Origin of the sequence: Shewanella sp. HL-SH4 (assembly GCF_051164845.1) — a bacterium.
Classification (GTDB): domain Bacteria; phylum Pseudomonadota; class Gammaproteobacteria; order Enterobacterales; family Shewanellaceae; genus Shewanella; species Shewanella glacialimarina.
On sequence record NZ_CP195037.1, the window covers coordinates 810,197 to 825,872 of the forward strand.

Here is a 15,676-nt window from a genome sequence, read left to right on the forward strand (position 1 = left end):
AATATTGTTTTTTAGACAGACGCGAAGGACTCAATCATGCAGCACAAGCTTTCTATTCTCGCTCTGATGCTAGTCACCATAGGGCTTGCTGGGTGCGGTAATACGCTTAACCCCGCAGCAAACTTGGACTATGCACAAAATGGCCAACTAGTGGGTTATCAAGACGCTGATGACGTGCACCAGGAAAAACTGGTTTATGATATTAATGCGTCGGGTTTAGCGCCCAAGGGACAAATTAATATTTGGGCTGAAAAATTAGTCAATGAGTTGGTGTTACAAAATGATGCCCTGCGTCCTGATCAACCCTTATTAATTGTTACCCCAGTAATGAGTAGCGACTTTAATCAAACTAATGAGTTAGCACTTCAGCTGCAACAGAGTTTACTGAGCGCATTTCACGCCCATGAATTCAATTTAGTTGATCTTAATGTGTCAACGTCACTGCGCGCGACAGAAAAAGGCGAATTAATATTAAGCCGAAACTGGGAACAACTTCCCGCTGACATGCCCGTGTCTCATGTATTAGTGTCAACATTAAACCTCACCAATGAAGGGGTGAATTTTAATGGCCGTGTGGTGGATATAACCAATAATCGTGTAGTGTCGGCGGTGCAGTCTTTTGTCGCAGGTCAAAGTTTATCCGGCTATGTTTTGCCAGCCAATAAAATACAAACCCGTGACGGATTAATTTATCGAACCGAAAATGTTAAACAGAGTCGTTACACTGTGATAGGAGACAAGCAATGAAAAATCTAATACTAATTACAGTGCTAAGCTTTTTAATGCTGGGTTGCACAAGTAATGATAAGTATGTGCAATGGGAAACCGAGGCTCCAAGCCACTTTCCGAAAATTTCAGCCATTGGTTATGCCCCACTCGCTACCCAACCAAGTAATATTGAGGCACATAAAGTATTGATGGCAATGCAAGCATCAAAAGTGGCCGCTTATCGTGAATTAGCAGAACAAGTATATGGGCAGAAGATTGATGCGGTTAGCAATGTCAGTGAGTGGCTACTGACTAACGATAGCGTTAAATCCTCTGTTAGCGGTATTATTCGTGGTGCAAAAGTGGTTAAAACCTACCCTTCTGGAGACTTTTATGTCACGGAACTTGAATTAGATTTTGAACAGGTTTGGCATTTATACAAGCAACAAAACCGCGCAAAACGGATAAAAGAAGTGACTTACTTTTAACCCGAACGCACTTAAGTTATTTCAACAAAACAAAACGCCGCGTATTATTGCGGCGTTTTGTTTTGAGTAACTGCATTTATAACAACTAAATGATTATCGTCAAAAATTAAAATTTCACTTTAAATGCCAACGCCGCTGCGACTTCATTACTGAGCACTTCAGTTGTTTGTGGCTCACTTAACTCCATCTCGCCACCAAAATAGTAACCAGTATAAGCATTCAAGCTAACGCTTTGGCTAATTTTCCAACCTGCGCGTAAAAAGCTAACCCACTCTTCAATTTCAATGGTGGTATCATCATTTTCAATTAAAAAACGTTCTGTACGACGAGAGCTACCGACACCAAAATCCCAGTCGGTTGAAAGCTGATACGTTAACTCTAAACCCGCGGGACCACTGAATCCGGCTTGGAACGGGTTAGCAAGTACCCACTTATCATTAATTTGCCAACGTACCGCAAGATAGGGAACGGTTCGCACCTCAGATATATCATTAAGATAAGCCACACCAAGACCTAGCATATTGCCAGATTCAAAACGGTACATACCTGAAGCAACTACGCCATAACTTTGAGCATTTGAAGATGATGCGGTATTGGCATAGGCATATTGCACTTTAGGTGCAAACATGAACATCCACTGATTATCAGGGCGATAAATCAAAGATAGTCCAGCGCTGTACTGATCAATAGAAGACCAGGGCACAGTGTTAGTTCTTAAGGGAGTTTGCTGGTTAATACGCCAGCCATAGTCAAGATTATCATAACCAATGTTAGCGCCTATCATCCATTGTTTGTTTAATGGCATGGTCGCGGATAATTTGGCATTCCATACATCACGCTTTAATTCATTACCATTATTACCCACAGTGGCGGCTTGCGAGCTAGTCCTGGCAACATTGAGCTCAAAAGGCGCACGATCTGGTGCTGATGTCGATGCTAAAGCACTCATACTTGTTAAGCTTAAACCTGCAACAACGCCTGTCACTAATAAAGGTAGCAAGCTCATTTTGGATAAATAATCTGGGTTAGATTTATTTGGCTTAAATTGATTTAGCTGTAAGTTAATGTGAAGTGCAGTTGTCATTAAAAGCATCCTTTCTAGGGTAACAAGTCGATTGATACTGCCTCAGGACAGTGTGGTATTTAAACTAGTACGAATTGTGCTACAAAGTGGTTCAATATCATCATATTTTTATAAAATACGATGATATTATTTTGTCCTTAACAATATTATTTACAGGCTCTTATTTATAGGCTCAAGTGATTATAGCTTGTGCGCTTTTAAAAACATCATCGCTGTTTCAGTTAAGTACGCTTGCCTTTTAGACAATAAATCCGCTGTTGGCAGGCCTAATTCTAAACGCATTCTCAACTCACCAAATAACATTAGACTTAATCGTACTGCACTGTCATGGGGGTTATTAAAATGATATTGGCCATGTTGATTAACCTTTTTAAGGTAACCACTGACTAAATTTAAAATATGTTTTGGGCCAGCATCATAAAAAAGTGCTGCCACTTCAGGATGAGTATCAACTTGTGCAACACAGGTAGTAAAGACGGTTATGGCTTCTTCTGACGCTATCATGGCACCAAAATGTTGAGCAAATGAAGTTAATACACGCTCAGGATCGGTAGCATCCACTAACAAATTTTCAGTCAATTGATGCACTACGCACTTAGATTCTATTGAGGCAACAAAAAGATCATCCTTCGAGCCAAAATGAGCATATACAGTCTGCTTTGACACGCCTGCGTGTTTAGCCACTTCATCCATGCTCGTATTAGGAAAGCCCTGATGGCAAAATAAATCAATAGCCGATTGCAAAATTTGCACCCGCTTCTGTTCACTTTTAGATAATGTCATTTGATTATTCTGGGTCAATGTTTGTTCTTCTGTCATCTTTTCCCCGTATGTTGTCACATCAGCTAAACAGTTAACACTATTTAATCATAAAATGGACTGGACAGTCTAGTTCCTTAAAACTAGACTAGGCAGTCTAGTTAACACTAACATTACATCATCAACCTAAACATAGACTTGTTTTATTAACGTGTAATACACGCTCGATAGCATTGGAGAATAAAATCATGGAACATAAATCGACCCGCTCAATGCATCGATATATGGTAGGCCTATTAAGCATATTGCTCGTCAGTAGCTGTGGCTCAGAGGTTAAGCAACATTCAGAGTCTGTTAGTTATCAAACGGTAGCAGTCTCAAACATTGTCGCATCCAATTATTATCCACATGAACAAACCTATACCGGTACTATTCGCTCTGCAAACACCACAGGTATTGGTTTTGAGCTAGCGGGAAAACTCAATGGCATAAATGTCGATAGTGGTAATAGCGTTATTAAGGGGCAAACACTTGCCACACTAGATACCAATTTACTTCAGGCTGAAAAACAACAACTTGAAGCAAGCCTGCAACAAACAAAAGCTGACCTAGACCTTGCCCAAAGCACCCTAAAACGCACCTTGGCCTTAAAAGATAAAAATTACGTCTCTGAACAACAATTAGATGAGACCAAGCAACAAGTTACCGGCTTGCAGGCTAACCGCCAAAGATTAAACGCCAGCTTATATGCCACCAATCTTAAAATTGAAAAATCCACCTTAACCGCCCCTTTTAACGGCAAAATCAGTAAAAGACATCATAATGTGGGTGAGGTTATTGGCTTAGGCAGTCCGGTGTTCACCTTAATTGGTAATGATCAACAACAGGCATATATTGGTGTCCCCATTACTGTGGCACAAGGACTAGCTAATCAACAACAAGTGCTTGTGCGTGTTGGTGAGCAAAGCCTCAATGGCAACATTGCGGGGATCAGTGGTGAAGTTGATAGCATTACGCGTACAGTGCAGTTACGGATAAGTTTACCCAATGATGCCACTGTGCTTAATGGTGAAATAGCCTACCTTGAATACAATCAAAACATTCAAGTTACTGGCTATTGGGTGCCTATTTCGGCATTAACTGATGGCGTTAGAGGGTTGTGGAATATATTTGTATTAAGTAAACAAGCTGACATGAGCGGCAGCAATCACTATGCGATTGAACGTCGTGACGTTGAAATTATCTATACCAATCAAGACCAAGCTTATATCAAAGGTGCAATAAGTGCTGACGACACCATTATTGTCGAAGGTTTACATAAGCTAGTGGTAGGTCAGGTTGTGACACCTGTTAAAACCGTGATGGCGGAGGCATTATGATTAAAGCCTTTTTAGAAAACGGTCGACTTACCAGTTTATTTATCGCCCTGCTTCTTGTGGCAGGTCTTGGTGCTATTTCTAGTCTACCGCGGACAGAAGATCCGCATATTACCAATCGTTTTGCATCCGTTATAACCCACTACCCGGGCGCTTCAGCTGAACGCGTAGAAGCTCTGGTCACGGAAGAGTTAGAAACTCAGTTACGTCGCTTAGAAGAGTTAAAGCTGGTTCAGTCTACTTCTCGCCCAGGGATTTCGGTGATTCAACTGGAACTTAAAGACACCATTACAGAAACCGATCCTGTATGGTCAAGGGCGCGAGACTTAGTTGCAGACGCAAAACGTTACTTACCCGCACAAGCACAAAACAGCACATTAGATGATCAATTTGGTTATGCCAGTACTGCTATTTTAGGTGTTGTGTGGGATGACGACTCGCCAGTAAGAAGTGATATTTTAAATCGCTATGCCAAAGAGTTAGAAAGCCGAATTAGATTATTATCAGGTACTGATTTTGCCAGACTTTATGGCGCACCAGAAGAAGAAATATTGGTTGAGTTAGATGGCAATAAAATCAGCCAACTTAAATTAACGCCCGGCACGATTGCACAAATTCTGACTAATGCTGACAGCAAAATTTCAGCTGGCGAAATCAATAACGATCAATTTCGTGCCTTGGTTGAAGTGTCTGGTGAGCTCGATTCACAAAGCCGCATTCGCCAAGTACCATTAAAAGTCGACGATGATGGTCAAATCATTCGCTTGGGTGATGTGGCAACCATTAGCAGGCAATCTAAAACTCCAGCCAGCAGCATTGCATTAATAGATAGTCAGCAAGGCGTGCTGATTGGCGCGACCATGTTAAATAGTCACCGAGTGGATGTGTGGCAACAACATGTTGCCGACACCATTGAGACTTTTTCAAAAAATTTACCAGCAAACATAAAAGTACAATGGTTATTTGACCAGCAAGGTTACACCAGCGTCCGTTTAGGTGATTTGGTGATTAATCTGCTGCAAGGTTTTGTCATTATTGTCGCAGTGCTAATGCTCACGCTCGGTCTGCGTAATGCACTTATTGTCGCGTTATCTCTGCCATTAACCGCGCTATTTACCTTAGCCTGTATGAAATACACTGGCTTACCTATTCACCAAATGTCAGTTACAGGCTTAGTGGTTGCATTGGGGATCATGGTTGATAACGCCATTGTGATTGTTGATGCCATAGCGCAACGACGCCAACAGGGGATGAGTAAACTAGAAGCCGTATCGAAGACTCTGCATCATTTATGGCTCCCGTTAGCTGGGTCAACCATTACCACCATGCTTGCCTTTGCACCTATTATGCTAATGCCAGGTGCTGCGGGTGAATTTGTTGGCGGCATTGCTATTTCAGTGATGTTCGCACTTTTAGGTTCATACATTATTTCTCATACGCTTATTGCTGGCCTTGCTGGACGCTTTAGTCGAAGCGAGCCCGCTACGGCATGGTATCAACAAGGGATGGCCTTTCCACGGTTGGGGTATGCTTTTAAAGCCAGTTTAGAATTTGCACTAAAGCGACCACTGTTAACCGCATTGTTGGTGGGTATTTTACCGATAAGTGGTTTTATGGCTGTAGGACAAATGACTGAGCAGTTTTTCCCGCCGTCTGACAGGGATATGTTTCAAATTGAAGTCCATCTTGCCCCGCAGGTGAGTATTGAAAACACCCGTCAGCAAGTGGATTTAATTGATAAAAAGCTACAACAGATAACTGATATTATTGAAGTCACCTGGGTTGTGGGCGGCAATACGCCTTCTTTTTACTACAACCTCACTCAACGTCAACAAGGGGCGACTAATTACGCCCAGGCAATGGTTAAAGCTGCAGACTTTGAAACCGCTAATCAATTGATCCCACAGCTACAAAATGAGCTAGACATTGCATTCCCTCAAGCACAAATTTTGGTGCGAAAGTTAGAGCAAGGCCCACCTTTTAATGCGCCAGTGGAGCTATTAGTCTATGGACCTAATCTTGACACATTAAAAGAAATTGGCGATCAGGTTCGCGCCCTGCTTATTGCTACGCCAGATGTTATTCATACCCGTGGCACCCTATCACCCGGAGCGCCAAAGTTATGGTTACAGGTCAACGAAGACGCTAGTTTGATAAGCGGCCTTAGCTTGACCGATATTGCCAATCAAGTGCAAATGGCCACAACCGGTATTATTGGTGGCAGTATTTTAGAACAAACTGAATCTTTACCTATTAGAGTCAGACTTGGCGATAACAGCCGCGAACAAGCAACCCGCCTAGCCGAGCTTAATCTGGTATCACCTTCAGGCACAGGCATTCCACTGTCGGCATTATCTTATAACGAAATAAGCGTCAGTCGTGGTGCAATACCCCGTCGTAACGGTGAGCGGGTCAATACCATTGAAGCCTATATCACCAGTGGTGTATTACCTGCTCAGGTGTTAAATGACGTGAAGCAAAAGTTAGCTGAGATTAATTTACCCTCGGGTTATCGCATTGAAGTCGGCGGTGAAAGCGCCAAACGAAATGAAGCTGTGGGGAACTTATTATCCAATGTGGTGGTGGTAGTCACGCTATTGCTGACCACAGTAGTGTTGTCATTTAACTCATTTAGGCTAACCGGTATTATTTTACTCAGCGCCATACAATCGGCCGGACTGGGGTTATTAGTGGTGTTTGTGTTTGGCTACCCATTTGGTTTTACGGTGATTATTGGTTTATTGGGTTTAATGGGATTAGCCATTAATGCCGCCATTGTGATTCTGGCTGAACTTGAGGACTTACCTGAGGCCAGACAAGGCAATATGGCATTAATTGTTGATACCGTTAGCAGTTGTGGCCGCCATATTGGATCGACAACCATCACCACTATCGGCGGTTTTTTACCGTTAATCATTGCTGGCGGTGGATTTTGGCCACCCTTTGCAATTGCGATAGCGGGCGGAACATTATTAACCACCATGTTGTCACTCATCTGGGTACCTGTGATGTACCGTTTACTTATGAAACCAAAATCTAGCCAGCTCTCTCTGTGAGAATTAAATGAATCAGTGACAAATATAAACCACTTTGCATTAGGCAGCATGGGGACTAAATAAATTATCATTAAAAAAGCCGCTTTATCACTAAAGCGGCTTTTTATGTTAATAACCTACATTTTATAAAACTAGGGCTAGCAATTACTCTTCGGCATTACGGTCCATGTTTTCAGTATTTTCAAGCCATAACGCATTGATGATACCGAAGGAACAAGCAAGCAACACACCTAAAATCCACGCAAAATACCACATAGATGATGACTCCTATTAATAAAGTGATGACTTGTTGTCTTCAATAAAGTTGCGACTTAAGCGGCCATACATCTTGTAGTAAGTCCAAATCGTATAACTTAATACAGTTGGAACAAAGATTATCGCTGCAAACGTCATAACTTTTAAGGTCATTTGGCTTGCTGTTGCATCCCACATGGTTAAGCTCACATTGGGTTCAAGTGACGACGGCATAACAAATGGGAACATAGCAGCACCACAGGTTAAAATGACACTCGCTATTGCTAATGCGCTAAAAAAGAACGCAAATCCGCTGCGGTTAAACCGACTAGCAAAAATAGCTAGCAACGGCATTAATAACCCTAAAGCAGGGAATAACATGGTAACTGGATACTTGTCATAGTTAGCTAACCAAGCACCCGCTTCAATCGCAACCGTTTTAGTGGTTGGGTTTGAAGGTCCGGCTAAATCAAGTGTTGAGGTAATCACGTAGCCATCAATACCATTGGCTAGCCACAGACCGGCAGCAGCAAATAATACAACCAACAAACCACCAAAAATTTGGGTCATGTTAGCCGCACGAACACGTAACTCGCCTTCTGTTTTCATTTGTAACCAGGCAGAACCATGCATCATGATCATGCTGACACAGACAAGGCCTGTTAGTAGTCCAAATGGATTAAGTAACCCAAAAAAACCACCATGGTATTTAGCCCGTAAAAACTCATCAAAGTTAAACGGTACACCTTGCAACAAGTTACCAAAGGCAACGCCAATAATCAGCGGGGGCACAAAACCGCCAATAAACAATGCCCAATCCCATGACTTACGCCATTTGGGATCTTCGATTTTTGAACGATAATCAAACCCAACAGGACGCAAGAATAAGGCAAACAATACCAACATCATCGCGACATAAAAGCCTGAAAATGATACGGCATAAACCATTGGCCAGGCAGCGAATAACGCACCACCAGCGGTAATTAACCACACCTGGTTACCGTCCCAATGGGGCGCGATGGTGTTAATCATAATACGGCGTTCAGTGTCATCTTTACCAATAATGGGTAATAACGCACCAACCCCCATATCAAATCCGTCTGTTACAGCAAAGCCAATAAACAGCACACCAATTAATGCCCACCAAATAAATCTTAATACTTCATACTCAAACATAATTAGGTCCTCTGATTAAGCATCTTGGTTTTCAAAATGATAACGGCCGGTCTTCATGCTACTAGGGCCAAGACGGGCATACTTAAACATTAAGAACATTTCTATTACCAGTAATATTGCGTAGAACAAGGTAATTGAAATAATACTGAACCACAGGTCTGCCGTCGTTAGACTTGAGGCTGACATAAAGGTCGGTAACACTTCAGAAATGGTCCAAGGTTGACGGCCATACTCAGCCACAAACCAACCACATTCAATGGCAATCCAAGGTAATGGTAAACCGTATAATGCAGCTTTAAGTACCCATTTTTTCTCTGCGATTTGATGACGCGTACTTTGCCAGAATGCAGCAGCAAAGATAAACAGCATTAATACTCCAGAACCAACCATGATACGGAATGACCAAAATATAGGTGCTACATTAGGAATAGAATCTTTGGCAGCAGCTTTAATTTGCTCTTCTGTTGCATCAACCACATTTTCGGTATAGCGCTTTAACAAAAAGCCATAACCTAAATCATGTTTGGTTGCTTCAAAATTATCACGCAGTTCTTGGCTTTGATCACCAGCACGTAATTGGGTTAAGAAGGAATAAGCAATCATGCCGTTACGAATACGTATTTCGTGCTCATCGATTAAATCAATAATCCCAGTAACCTGCTCATCTAATGAACGGGTCGCAATGATACCCATCGCGTAAGGAATTTTTATCGCGTAGTCTGTATTCATTGTTTCCTGGTTAGGAAACCCGACAACAGTAAAGGCAGCAGGAGCAGGTTCAGTGTGCCATTCAGCTTCAATTGCGGCTAACTTTACACGCTGTGCCTCACCGACTTTATAACCAGACTCATCACCTAACACGATAACAGATAAAATAGAGGCCATACCAAAACTTGCTGCAATCGCAAATGAGCGGCGCGCAAAAGGTAAATCACGGCCCTTTAAAATATAGTATGAACTAATTGCCAGAACGAACATGGCACCAGCGACGTAGCCAGATGCAACTGTGTGAACAAACTTAACCTGTGCAACTGGGTTGAAAATAACCTCAGCAAAGCTGGTCATTTCCATACGCATGGTTTCGTAGTTAAACACTGAGCCTACAGGGTTTTGCATCCAACCATTGGCAACCAAAATCCACAACGCAGACATGTTAGAGCCAAGCGCAACCAACCAAGTAACAGCTAAATGCTGACGCTTGCTGAATCTGTCCCAGCCAAAAAAGAACATCCCCACTAGGGTTGATTCCAGGAAGAATGCCATTAAGCCTTCAATCGCCAATGGCGCCCCAAAAATGTCACCTACATAATGTGAGAAATAGGACCAGTTAGTACCAAACTGGAATTCCATTGCCAAACCGGTAGTGACACCTAGGGCAAAGTTAATTCCGAATAATTTACCCCAAAATTTAGTCATGTCTTTATATATCTGTTTATCAGTCATCACATAAAGTGACTCCATGATCGCCAGAATAAAAGCTAAACCTAAGGTGAGGGGAACAAACAGAAAGTGATACATGGCTGTCAGCGCAAATTGTAAACGCGATAGCTCAACAACCTCTTCGATAATCATTGGCGACTCCTTACTTCAGTACAACCAAATACTGCATAGCAACATAATTGCTATAATGACGTTATACCTGAAAACAGTCATATTGACGCAATAAACAACTCACCAATGTGTATAACATGATAAATTAATCTGTTTGCCTGCGTTTTCAAGTCCAATTCTAAACGGTATATATATTAAGGTATAATTAAGCAAAAGGTCATGTTTTTTAATCAAAAATGTGATAAACATTAGATTTTTCGAATGAATCTACTTTTAATATAAATAATCATCTACTTAGCTCAAAACCGACTCTTACTAACTTTGAATTTAATGTCAGACAGTTCACAATTTAATCATAAAAAATCATCTCCCCGACTATCACATATATCACCCCCCACTTTTAGGTATTGACAAAAACATGCCACTTGCTAGGAAACAAAAAACGCATCGACCTTAATCAACAATAAAAGTCACAACTTACACCAATTGTTAATAGAAAGTATGAAATGGTAAGAGTAACCAATAATGGATTAATTATATAAATATTATAAAATTAAAAATCATATATAAAAACCTTAATAATCAATTGCAAAACAAAAAACACAACAAATTAAAACAATAATATCACAAGTCAACCATTAGATTATCTAATGTCTAATAATCATTTTTACTCGTTTGAACCCAAACTTCAATCTCAGTATGATATACGTATTAAGAAAACGAGCAGCATACATGCCAGGGAGTCGTTATCTTAAGCCCAAGGTGTTTTTTATCGTTCAGTTACTGAACTTATTGATCTAAGAGATGTTGCTATGACTAAATTATTTGAAAACGTTGTCAGCTTATACAAGCGTGCTTTTGTTGAGATGTACAACGCAAAAGAAATGAAATAATTCGTTTTATCCTATTTGATATTTTGTTAGCGCAAAATAGCCAATCATTGTCTTTTTAAACAATACGATGATTGAGACAAAAAAGCCCATTCATCACTGAATGGGCTTTTTTACGCCTAACAATTCTACCACTAGTCGTAACGGAATGTTTTAGCGATAAAAATAGAAAAGGCGACTATAAATAGTCACCTTTTTATTAGTTCAATTTACAGCGCTAAGCTTAAGACTAACTAGCCAATCTTAACTCGAGCATTGCGGAACATACGCATCCATGGGCTATCTTCGCCCCACTCTTCTGGGTGCCAAGAGTTGGCTACGGTTCTAAATACACGCTCAGGGTGCGGCATCATAATCGTTACACGACCATCAGTCGTACACACACCCGTTAAACCATTTGGTGAACCATTTGGATTTAAAGGGTATTGAGTAGCAACTTGGCCATGGCCATCAACATAACGCAATGCAATAGTGCCTGACGCCTCAGCTTTTGCTAATGCTTGTGCATTGGCAAATTCAGCTAAACCTTCGCCATGTGAAACAGCGATAGGCATACGCGAACCGACCATGCCTTCAAAAAAGACAGATGGCGTTTGTTGCACTTCAACCAAACTGAAACGTGCTTCAAAACGTTCTGAACGGTTACGGACAAAGTGTGGCCAATGTTCACTACCTGGAATGATTTCTTTCAAGTTAGATAACATCTGACAACCATTACATACACCTAAAGCAATGCTAGCGTCACGCTCAAAAAATCGGCTAAATTCATCACGGGCACGACTGTTGAACAGAATTGACTTAGCCCAACCTTCACCAGCACCTAATACATCACCGTAAGAGAAACCACCACACGCCACTAGGCCTTGGAATTCTTCCAAGCTAATACGTCCTGATAGAATATCTGACATATGCACATCACGGCTTTCAAATCCAGCACGGTCAAATGCCGCAGCCATTTCAATGTGAGAGTTAACCCCTTGCTCACGTAAAATAGCCATCTTAGGCGCTAAACCTTTTAAGATATAAGGCGCTGCAACGTCAACACTTGGATCAAAAGCTAACTTAACGGTTAAGCCAGGTGCATCAGCTTGTTGCTTAAGCGCGAACTCTTCTTTAGCACATTCTGGGTTATCACGTAGCGCTTGAATGCGGTAAGTGGTTTCAGACCATAACGTCCGTAAAGCGGTGCGAGTATCGGCAAAAATAATGCGCTGACCATCAGTGATGCTAATCATATCAGCGGCTTGTAGGCCACCAATGTTATGGCAAGTTACCCCTTTAGCTTCAAACAGAGCAGCTATATTAACAGCGTCACCTTGGCTAACTTGAATAACAGCACCTAACTCTTCGTTAAATAAACGCTCTAAATCAGTACCGTTCAAGCTGGCTAAATCGATGTTTAAGCCAGTATTACCGGCAAAAGCCATTTCCACTAATGTGGTAAATAAGCCACCGTCACTGCGATCGTGATAAGCGATAACAGCTTGGTCAGCCACTAATTTTTGCATCACTTCAAAGAAGCCTGCTAGGTTAGCAGTTTTATCCAATGTTGGCGCAACATCGCCTAATTCACTGTAAACCTGAGCTAAACAAGAGCCACCTAAACGGTTTTGACCATTGCTTAAATCGAGCATTAATAAAGCGGTATCGCCTTTATCGGTGCGAAGTTCTGGCGTGACTGTTTTACGAATGTCTTGTACTACACCAAAGGCGGTGATCACTAACGACATAGGTGAGGTCACGGTTTTTTGCACGCCGTTATCTTCCCAGGCCGTCTTCATTGACATTGAGTCTTTACCGACAGGAATGGTAATACCAAGTTCAGGACAAAGGTCCTCGCCAATGGCTTTCACAGCTTGATATAAACCGGCATCTTCACCAGGGTGACCTGCTGGAGACATCCAGTTTGCTGACAACTTAATACGTTTAAATGTGCCAATATCTGTGCCCGCAATGTTCATGATTGATTCAGCCACCGCCATACGGGCTGATGCATCAAAATCAAGCAAAGCTAACGGTGTACGTTCGCCCATAGACATAGCTTCACCGCAGTAGCTGTCATAGCTTGATGCCGTTACCGCACAGTCGGCAACTGGCACCTGCCAAGGGCCAACCATTTGGTCACGGTTAACTAAACCGGTAACTGAACGGTCACCAATGGTAATCAAGAAACCTTTATCTGCCACTGTAGGCAAGGTTAAAATACGCTTAACCGCTTCTTTAACATCAATTTTAGCTTGGTCTAACGCGGGTGAAACCGCTTTAGCAGATACTACATCACGGCTCATTTTAGGCGCTTTGCCTAATAAGACTTCAAGCGGTAAGTCGATTGGCTTGTTGTTAAAGTGACTGTCTGCAAGCGTTAGATGCATTTCTTCAGTCGCTTCACCAACAACGGCAAAAGGTGCACGTTCGCGGGCACAAATATCTGCAAATTGCTGTAGATTCTCAGGCGCAACAGACAATACATAACGTTCTTGTGACTCGTTACACCAAATTTCAAGCGGACTCATGCCTGGCTCATCTGACGGCACGTTACGTAAATTAAACACCCCGCCACGATCTGCATCATTTACCAATTCAGGGAAGGCATTTGATAATCCACCAGCACCCACATCGTGAATAAACTGAATTGGATTCGCATCACCCAACTGCCAGCAACGATCGATAACTTCCTGACAACGACGTTCCATTTCTGGGTTTTCACGTTGCACTGAAGCAAAATCTAAATCTTCACTTGATTGGCCTGATGCCATAGAAGATGCTGCACCACCACCAAGTCCGATGTTCATTGCAGGGCCACCTAATACAATTAGCTTAGCGCCAACGGTAATCTCGCCTTTTTGCACATGCTCATCACGAATATTACCTAAACCACCCGCTATCATGATTGGCTTATGGTATCCACGTACTTCCACACCGTTATGGCTAGACACTTGCTGCTCATAGGTACGGAAATAACCTGTAATAGCAGGACGGCCAAACTCGTTGTTAAATGCCGCGCCACCTAATGGGCCTTCAAGCATAATTTCAAGTGGTGTGACGATACGGTCAGGCTTGCCATAATTATCTTCCCATGGGTGAACAAAACCCGGAATTTTCAAGTTAGAAACCGTAAAACCGGTTAAACCTGCTTTAGGTTTTGAACCGCGACCAGTCGCACCTTCATCACGAATTTCACCGCCAGAACCTGTAGCCGCGCCAGGATACGGGCTAATTGCGGTTGGATGATTGTGGGTTTCCACTTTCATCAAGATATGCATAGGTTCGGTGTGGTAGTTATAAACGCCATCTGGATCAGGGAAGAAGCGACCCGCAACAGGCCCTGTCATTACCGCAGCATTGTCTTTATACGCTGACAGCACGAAATCTGGAGTCACTTCAAAAGTGTTTTTAATCATTTTGAACAATGATTTTGGCTGAACTTCACCATCAATTGTCCAATCAGCATTAAAGATTTTATGGCGGCAATGCTCAGAGTTTGCTTGAGCAAACATCATCAGCTCGATGTCGTTTGGATTACGCTTCAAACGCACAAAGTTCTCGACTAGATAGTCAATTTCATCTTCAGCCAGGGCTAGACCTAATTTGACGTTAGCCACTTCTAATGCACGGCGACCTTCGGCAAGAATATTAATACTTTTGAACTTTGCAGGCTCTGTTCGAGTAAACAACACATCTGCAGCGGCGAAATCGTTAAGTACAACTTCCATCATGCGGTCGTGTAGCAAGCTCACTAACTGGGCATATTGCTCAGTCGTTAACACTTGTGATTCAACATAGTAGGCAATACCACGTTCTAAACGCTTTACTTTACTTAAGCCGCAGTTACGGGCTATGTCAGTAGCTTTAGAAGACCAAGGCGAAATAGTGCCAGGACGAGGCGTGATAAAAATTAATTGTCCTTGTGGGGCGTGGGACTCAATGGCAGGGCCATAGGTAAGAATTCGTTCAAGCTGAACACGCTCATTATCATCTAATTGTTCAGTTAAATCAGCTAAATGCGTATATTCAGCGTAGATACTTTTCACAGGAAGATCTGCGCTGTCGCAGGCCTCGATGAGTTTTTGAACTCTAAATGCAGAAAGTGCTGGGGCTCCGCGAATGATTTCCATCACGTCTATTCACCTTATAAATTATATAGGAGGGTCAGAATTGGCGCTATTATAGGGAATTGCACAGTACAAATCACCTACCATGCTGTTTGAAAACAGTGTTTCCTAATAGACAAAATATCGAGCCAACAAAGCAAAGCAAAACCCAAAAAGTCAATCTAACCTCTATACTAAAGGTTATGGATAATTAGCCTTGTTAAGCACCCTAACCGTAACATTGGCATAACATTGACAAAGCA

General features: G+C 42.1%; 10 protein-coding genes. 4 read left to right on the plus strand and 6 right to left on the minus strand.

Annotated features, from left to right (window positions below):
* The first annotated feature begins 36 nt into the window (after positions 1–36).
* Both ACRWQL_RS04535 and ACRWQL_RS04540 read left to right on the plus strand, forming a co-directional pair.
* Positions 37–747 (plus strand): FlgO family outer membrane protein, encoded by a 711-nt coding sequence (locus ACRWQL_RS04535; RefSeq protein WP_226410512.1) that lies wholly within the window; start codon positions 37–39, stop codon positions 745–747.
* Positions 744–1,196 (plus strand): LPP20 family lipoprotein, encoded by a 453-nt coding sequence (locus ACRWQL_RS04540; protein WP_434952592.1) that lies wholly within the window; start codon positions 744–746, stop codon positions 1,194–1,196. Before ACRWQL_RS04535 ends, ACRWQL_RS04540 begins: the two co-directional genes overlap by 4 nt.
* 106 nt (positions 1,197–1,302) lie before the next feature.
* Here the strand turns inward: ACRWQL_RS04540 and ACRWQL_RS04545 are convergent, their stop codons facing one another.
* Entirely contained in the window at positions 1,303–2,280 is a 978-nt protein-coding gene (locus ACRWQL_RS04545; RefSeq protein WP_434952594.1) for a DUF6268 family outer membrane beta-barrel protein, read from the minus strand.
* Positions 2,281–2,460: 180 nt separating this feature from the next.
* Positions 2,461–3,099, minus strand: coding sequence for a TetR/AcrR family transcriptional regulator (locus ACRWQL_RS04550; protein ID WP_434928687.1), 639 nt, complete (start codon positions 3,097–3,099; stop codon positions 2,461–2,463).
* 188 nt (positions 3,100–3,287) lie between these two features.
* On the opposite strand from ACRWQL_RS04550, the gene ACRWQL_RS04555 reads away from it, so the two are divergent.
* Both ACRWQL_RS04555 and ACRWQL_RS04560 read left to right on the plus strand, forming a co-directional pair.
* Positions 3,288–4,418 carry an efflux RND transporter periplasmic adaptor subunit gene (locus tag ACRWQL_RS04555; RefSeq protein WP_434952595.1) on the plus strand — a complete coding sequence of 377 codons (1,131 nt, stop codon included), beginning with the start codon at positions 3,288–3,290 and terminating at the stop codon, positions 4,416–4,418.
* Positions 4,415–7,471: an efflux RND transporter permease subunit gene (locus ACRWQL_RS04560; RefSeq protein ID WP_434952596.1), complete on the plus strand. Its 3,057-nt coding sequence runs from the start codon at positions 4,415–4,417 to the stop codon at positions 7,469–7,471. Before ACRWQL_RS04555 ends, ACRWQL_RS04560 begins: the two co-directional genes overlap by 4 nt.
* 144 nt (positions 7,472–7,615) lie before the next feature.
* Here ACRWQL_RS04560 and cydX read toward each other — a convergent pair whose 3' ends face one another.
* From cydX to purL, 4 genes are all read right to left on the minus strand, one after another.
* Entirely contained in the window at positions 7,616–7,726 is a 111-nt protein-coding gene (gene cydX / locus ACRWQL_RS04565) for a cytochrome bd-I oxidase subunit CydX (RefSeq protein ID WP_226410518.1), read from the minus strand.
* Positions 7,727–7,741: 15 nt separating this feature from the next.
* Positions 7,742–8,881: a cytochrome d ubiquinol oxidase subunit II gene (cydB, locus tag ACRWQL_RS04570; protein WP_434952597.1), complete on the minus strand. Its 1,140-nt coding sequence runs from the start codon at positions 8,879–8,881 to the stop codon at positions 7,742–7,744.
* A 15-nt stretch (positions 8,882–8,896) separates the two neighbouring features.
* Complete coding sequence (locus ACRWQL_RS04575) at positions 8,897–10,453, minus strand: cytochrome ubiquinol oxidase subunit I (protein WP_434952598.1); 1,557 nt, start codon at positions 10,451–10,453, stop codon at positions 8,897–8,899.
* 1,102 nt (positions 10,454–11,555) lie between these two features.
* A complete protein-coding gene (gene purL, locus ACRWQL_RS04580) occupies positions 11,556–15,437 on the minus strand; it encodes a phosphoribosylformylglycinamidine synthase (protein WP_434953334.1) in 3,882 nt (1,293 codons plus the stop codon).
* Between the last annotated feature and the right edge of the window lie 239 nt (positions 15,438–15,676).

Excerpts from the sequence above, each read along its gene's own strand:
- ACRWQL_RS04545 (WP_434952594.1), bottom strand. The coding sequence starts at position 2,280 with ATGACAACTGCACTTCACATTAACTTACAGCTAAATCAATTTAAGCCA.
- cydX (WP_226410518.1), bottom strand. The coding sequence starts at position 7,726 with ATGTGGTATTTTGCGTGGATTTTAGGTGTGTTGCTTGCTTGTTCCTTC.
- ACRWQL_RS04540 (WP_434952592.1), top strand. The coding sequence starts at position 744 with ATGAAAAATCTAATACTAATTACAGTGCTAAGCTTTTTAATGCTGGGT.
- ACRWQL_RS04535 (WP_226410512.1), top strand. The coding sequence starts at position 37 with ATGCAGCACAAGCTTTCTATTCTCGCTCTGATGCTAGTCACCATAGGG.
- ACRWQL_RS04560 (WP_434952596.1), top strand. The coding sequence starts at position 4,415 with ATGATTAAAGCCTTTTTAGAAAACGGTCGACTTACCAGTTTATTTATC.
- ACRWQL_RS04550 (WP_434928687.1), bottom strand. The coding sequence starts at position 3,099 with ATGACAGAAGAACAAACATTGACCCAGAATAATCAAATGACATTATCT.
- cydB (WP_434952597.1), bottom strand. The coding sequence starts at position 8,881 with ATGTTTGAGTATGAAGTATTAAGATTTATTTGGTGGGCATTAATTGGT.
- ACRWQL_RS04555 (WP_434952595.1), top strand. The coding sequence starts at position 3,288 with ATGGAACATAAATCGACCCGCTCAATGCATCGATATATGGTAGGCCTA.
- ACRWQL_RS04575 (WP_434952598.1), bottom strand. The coding sequence starts at position 10,453 with ATGATTATCGAAGAGGTTGTTGAGCTATCGCGTTTACAATTTGCGCTG.
- purL (WP_434953334.1), bottom strand. The coding sequence starts at position 15,437 with ATGGAAATCATTCGCGGAGCCCCAGCACTTTCTGCATTTAGAGTTCAA.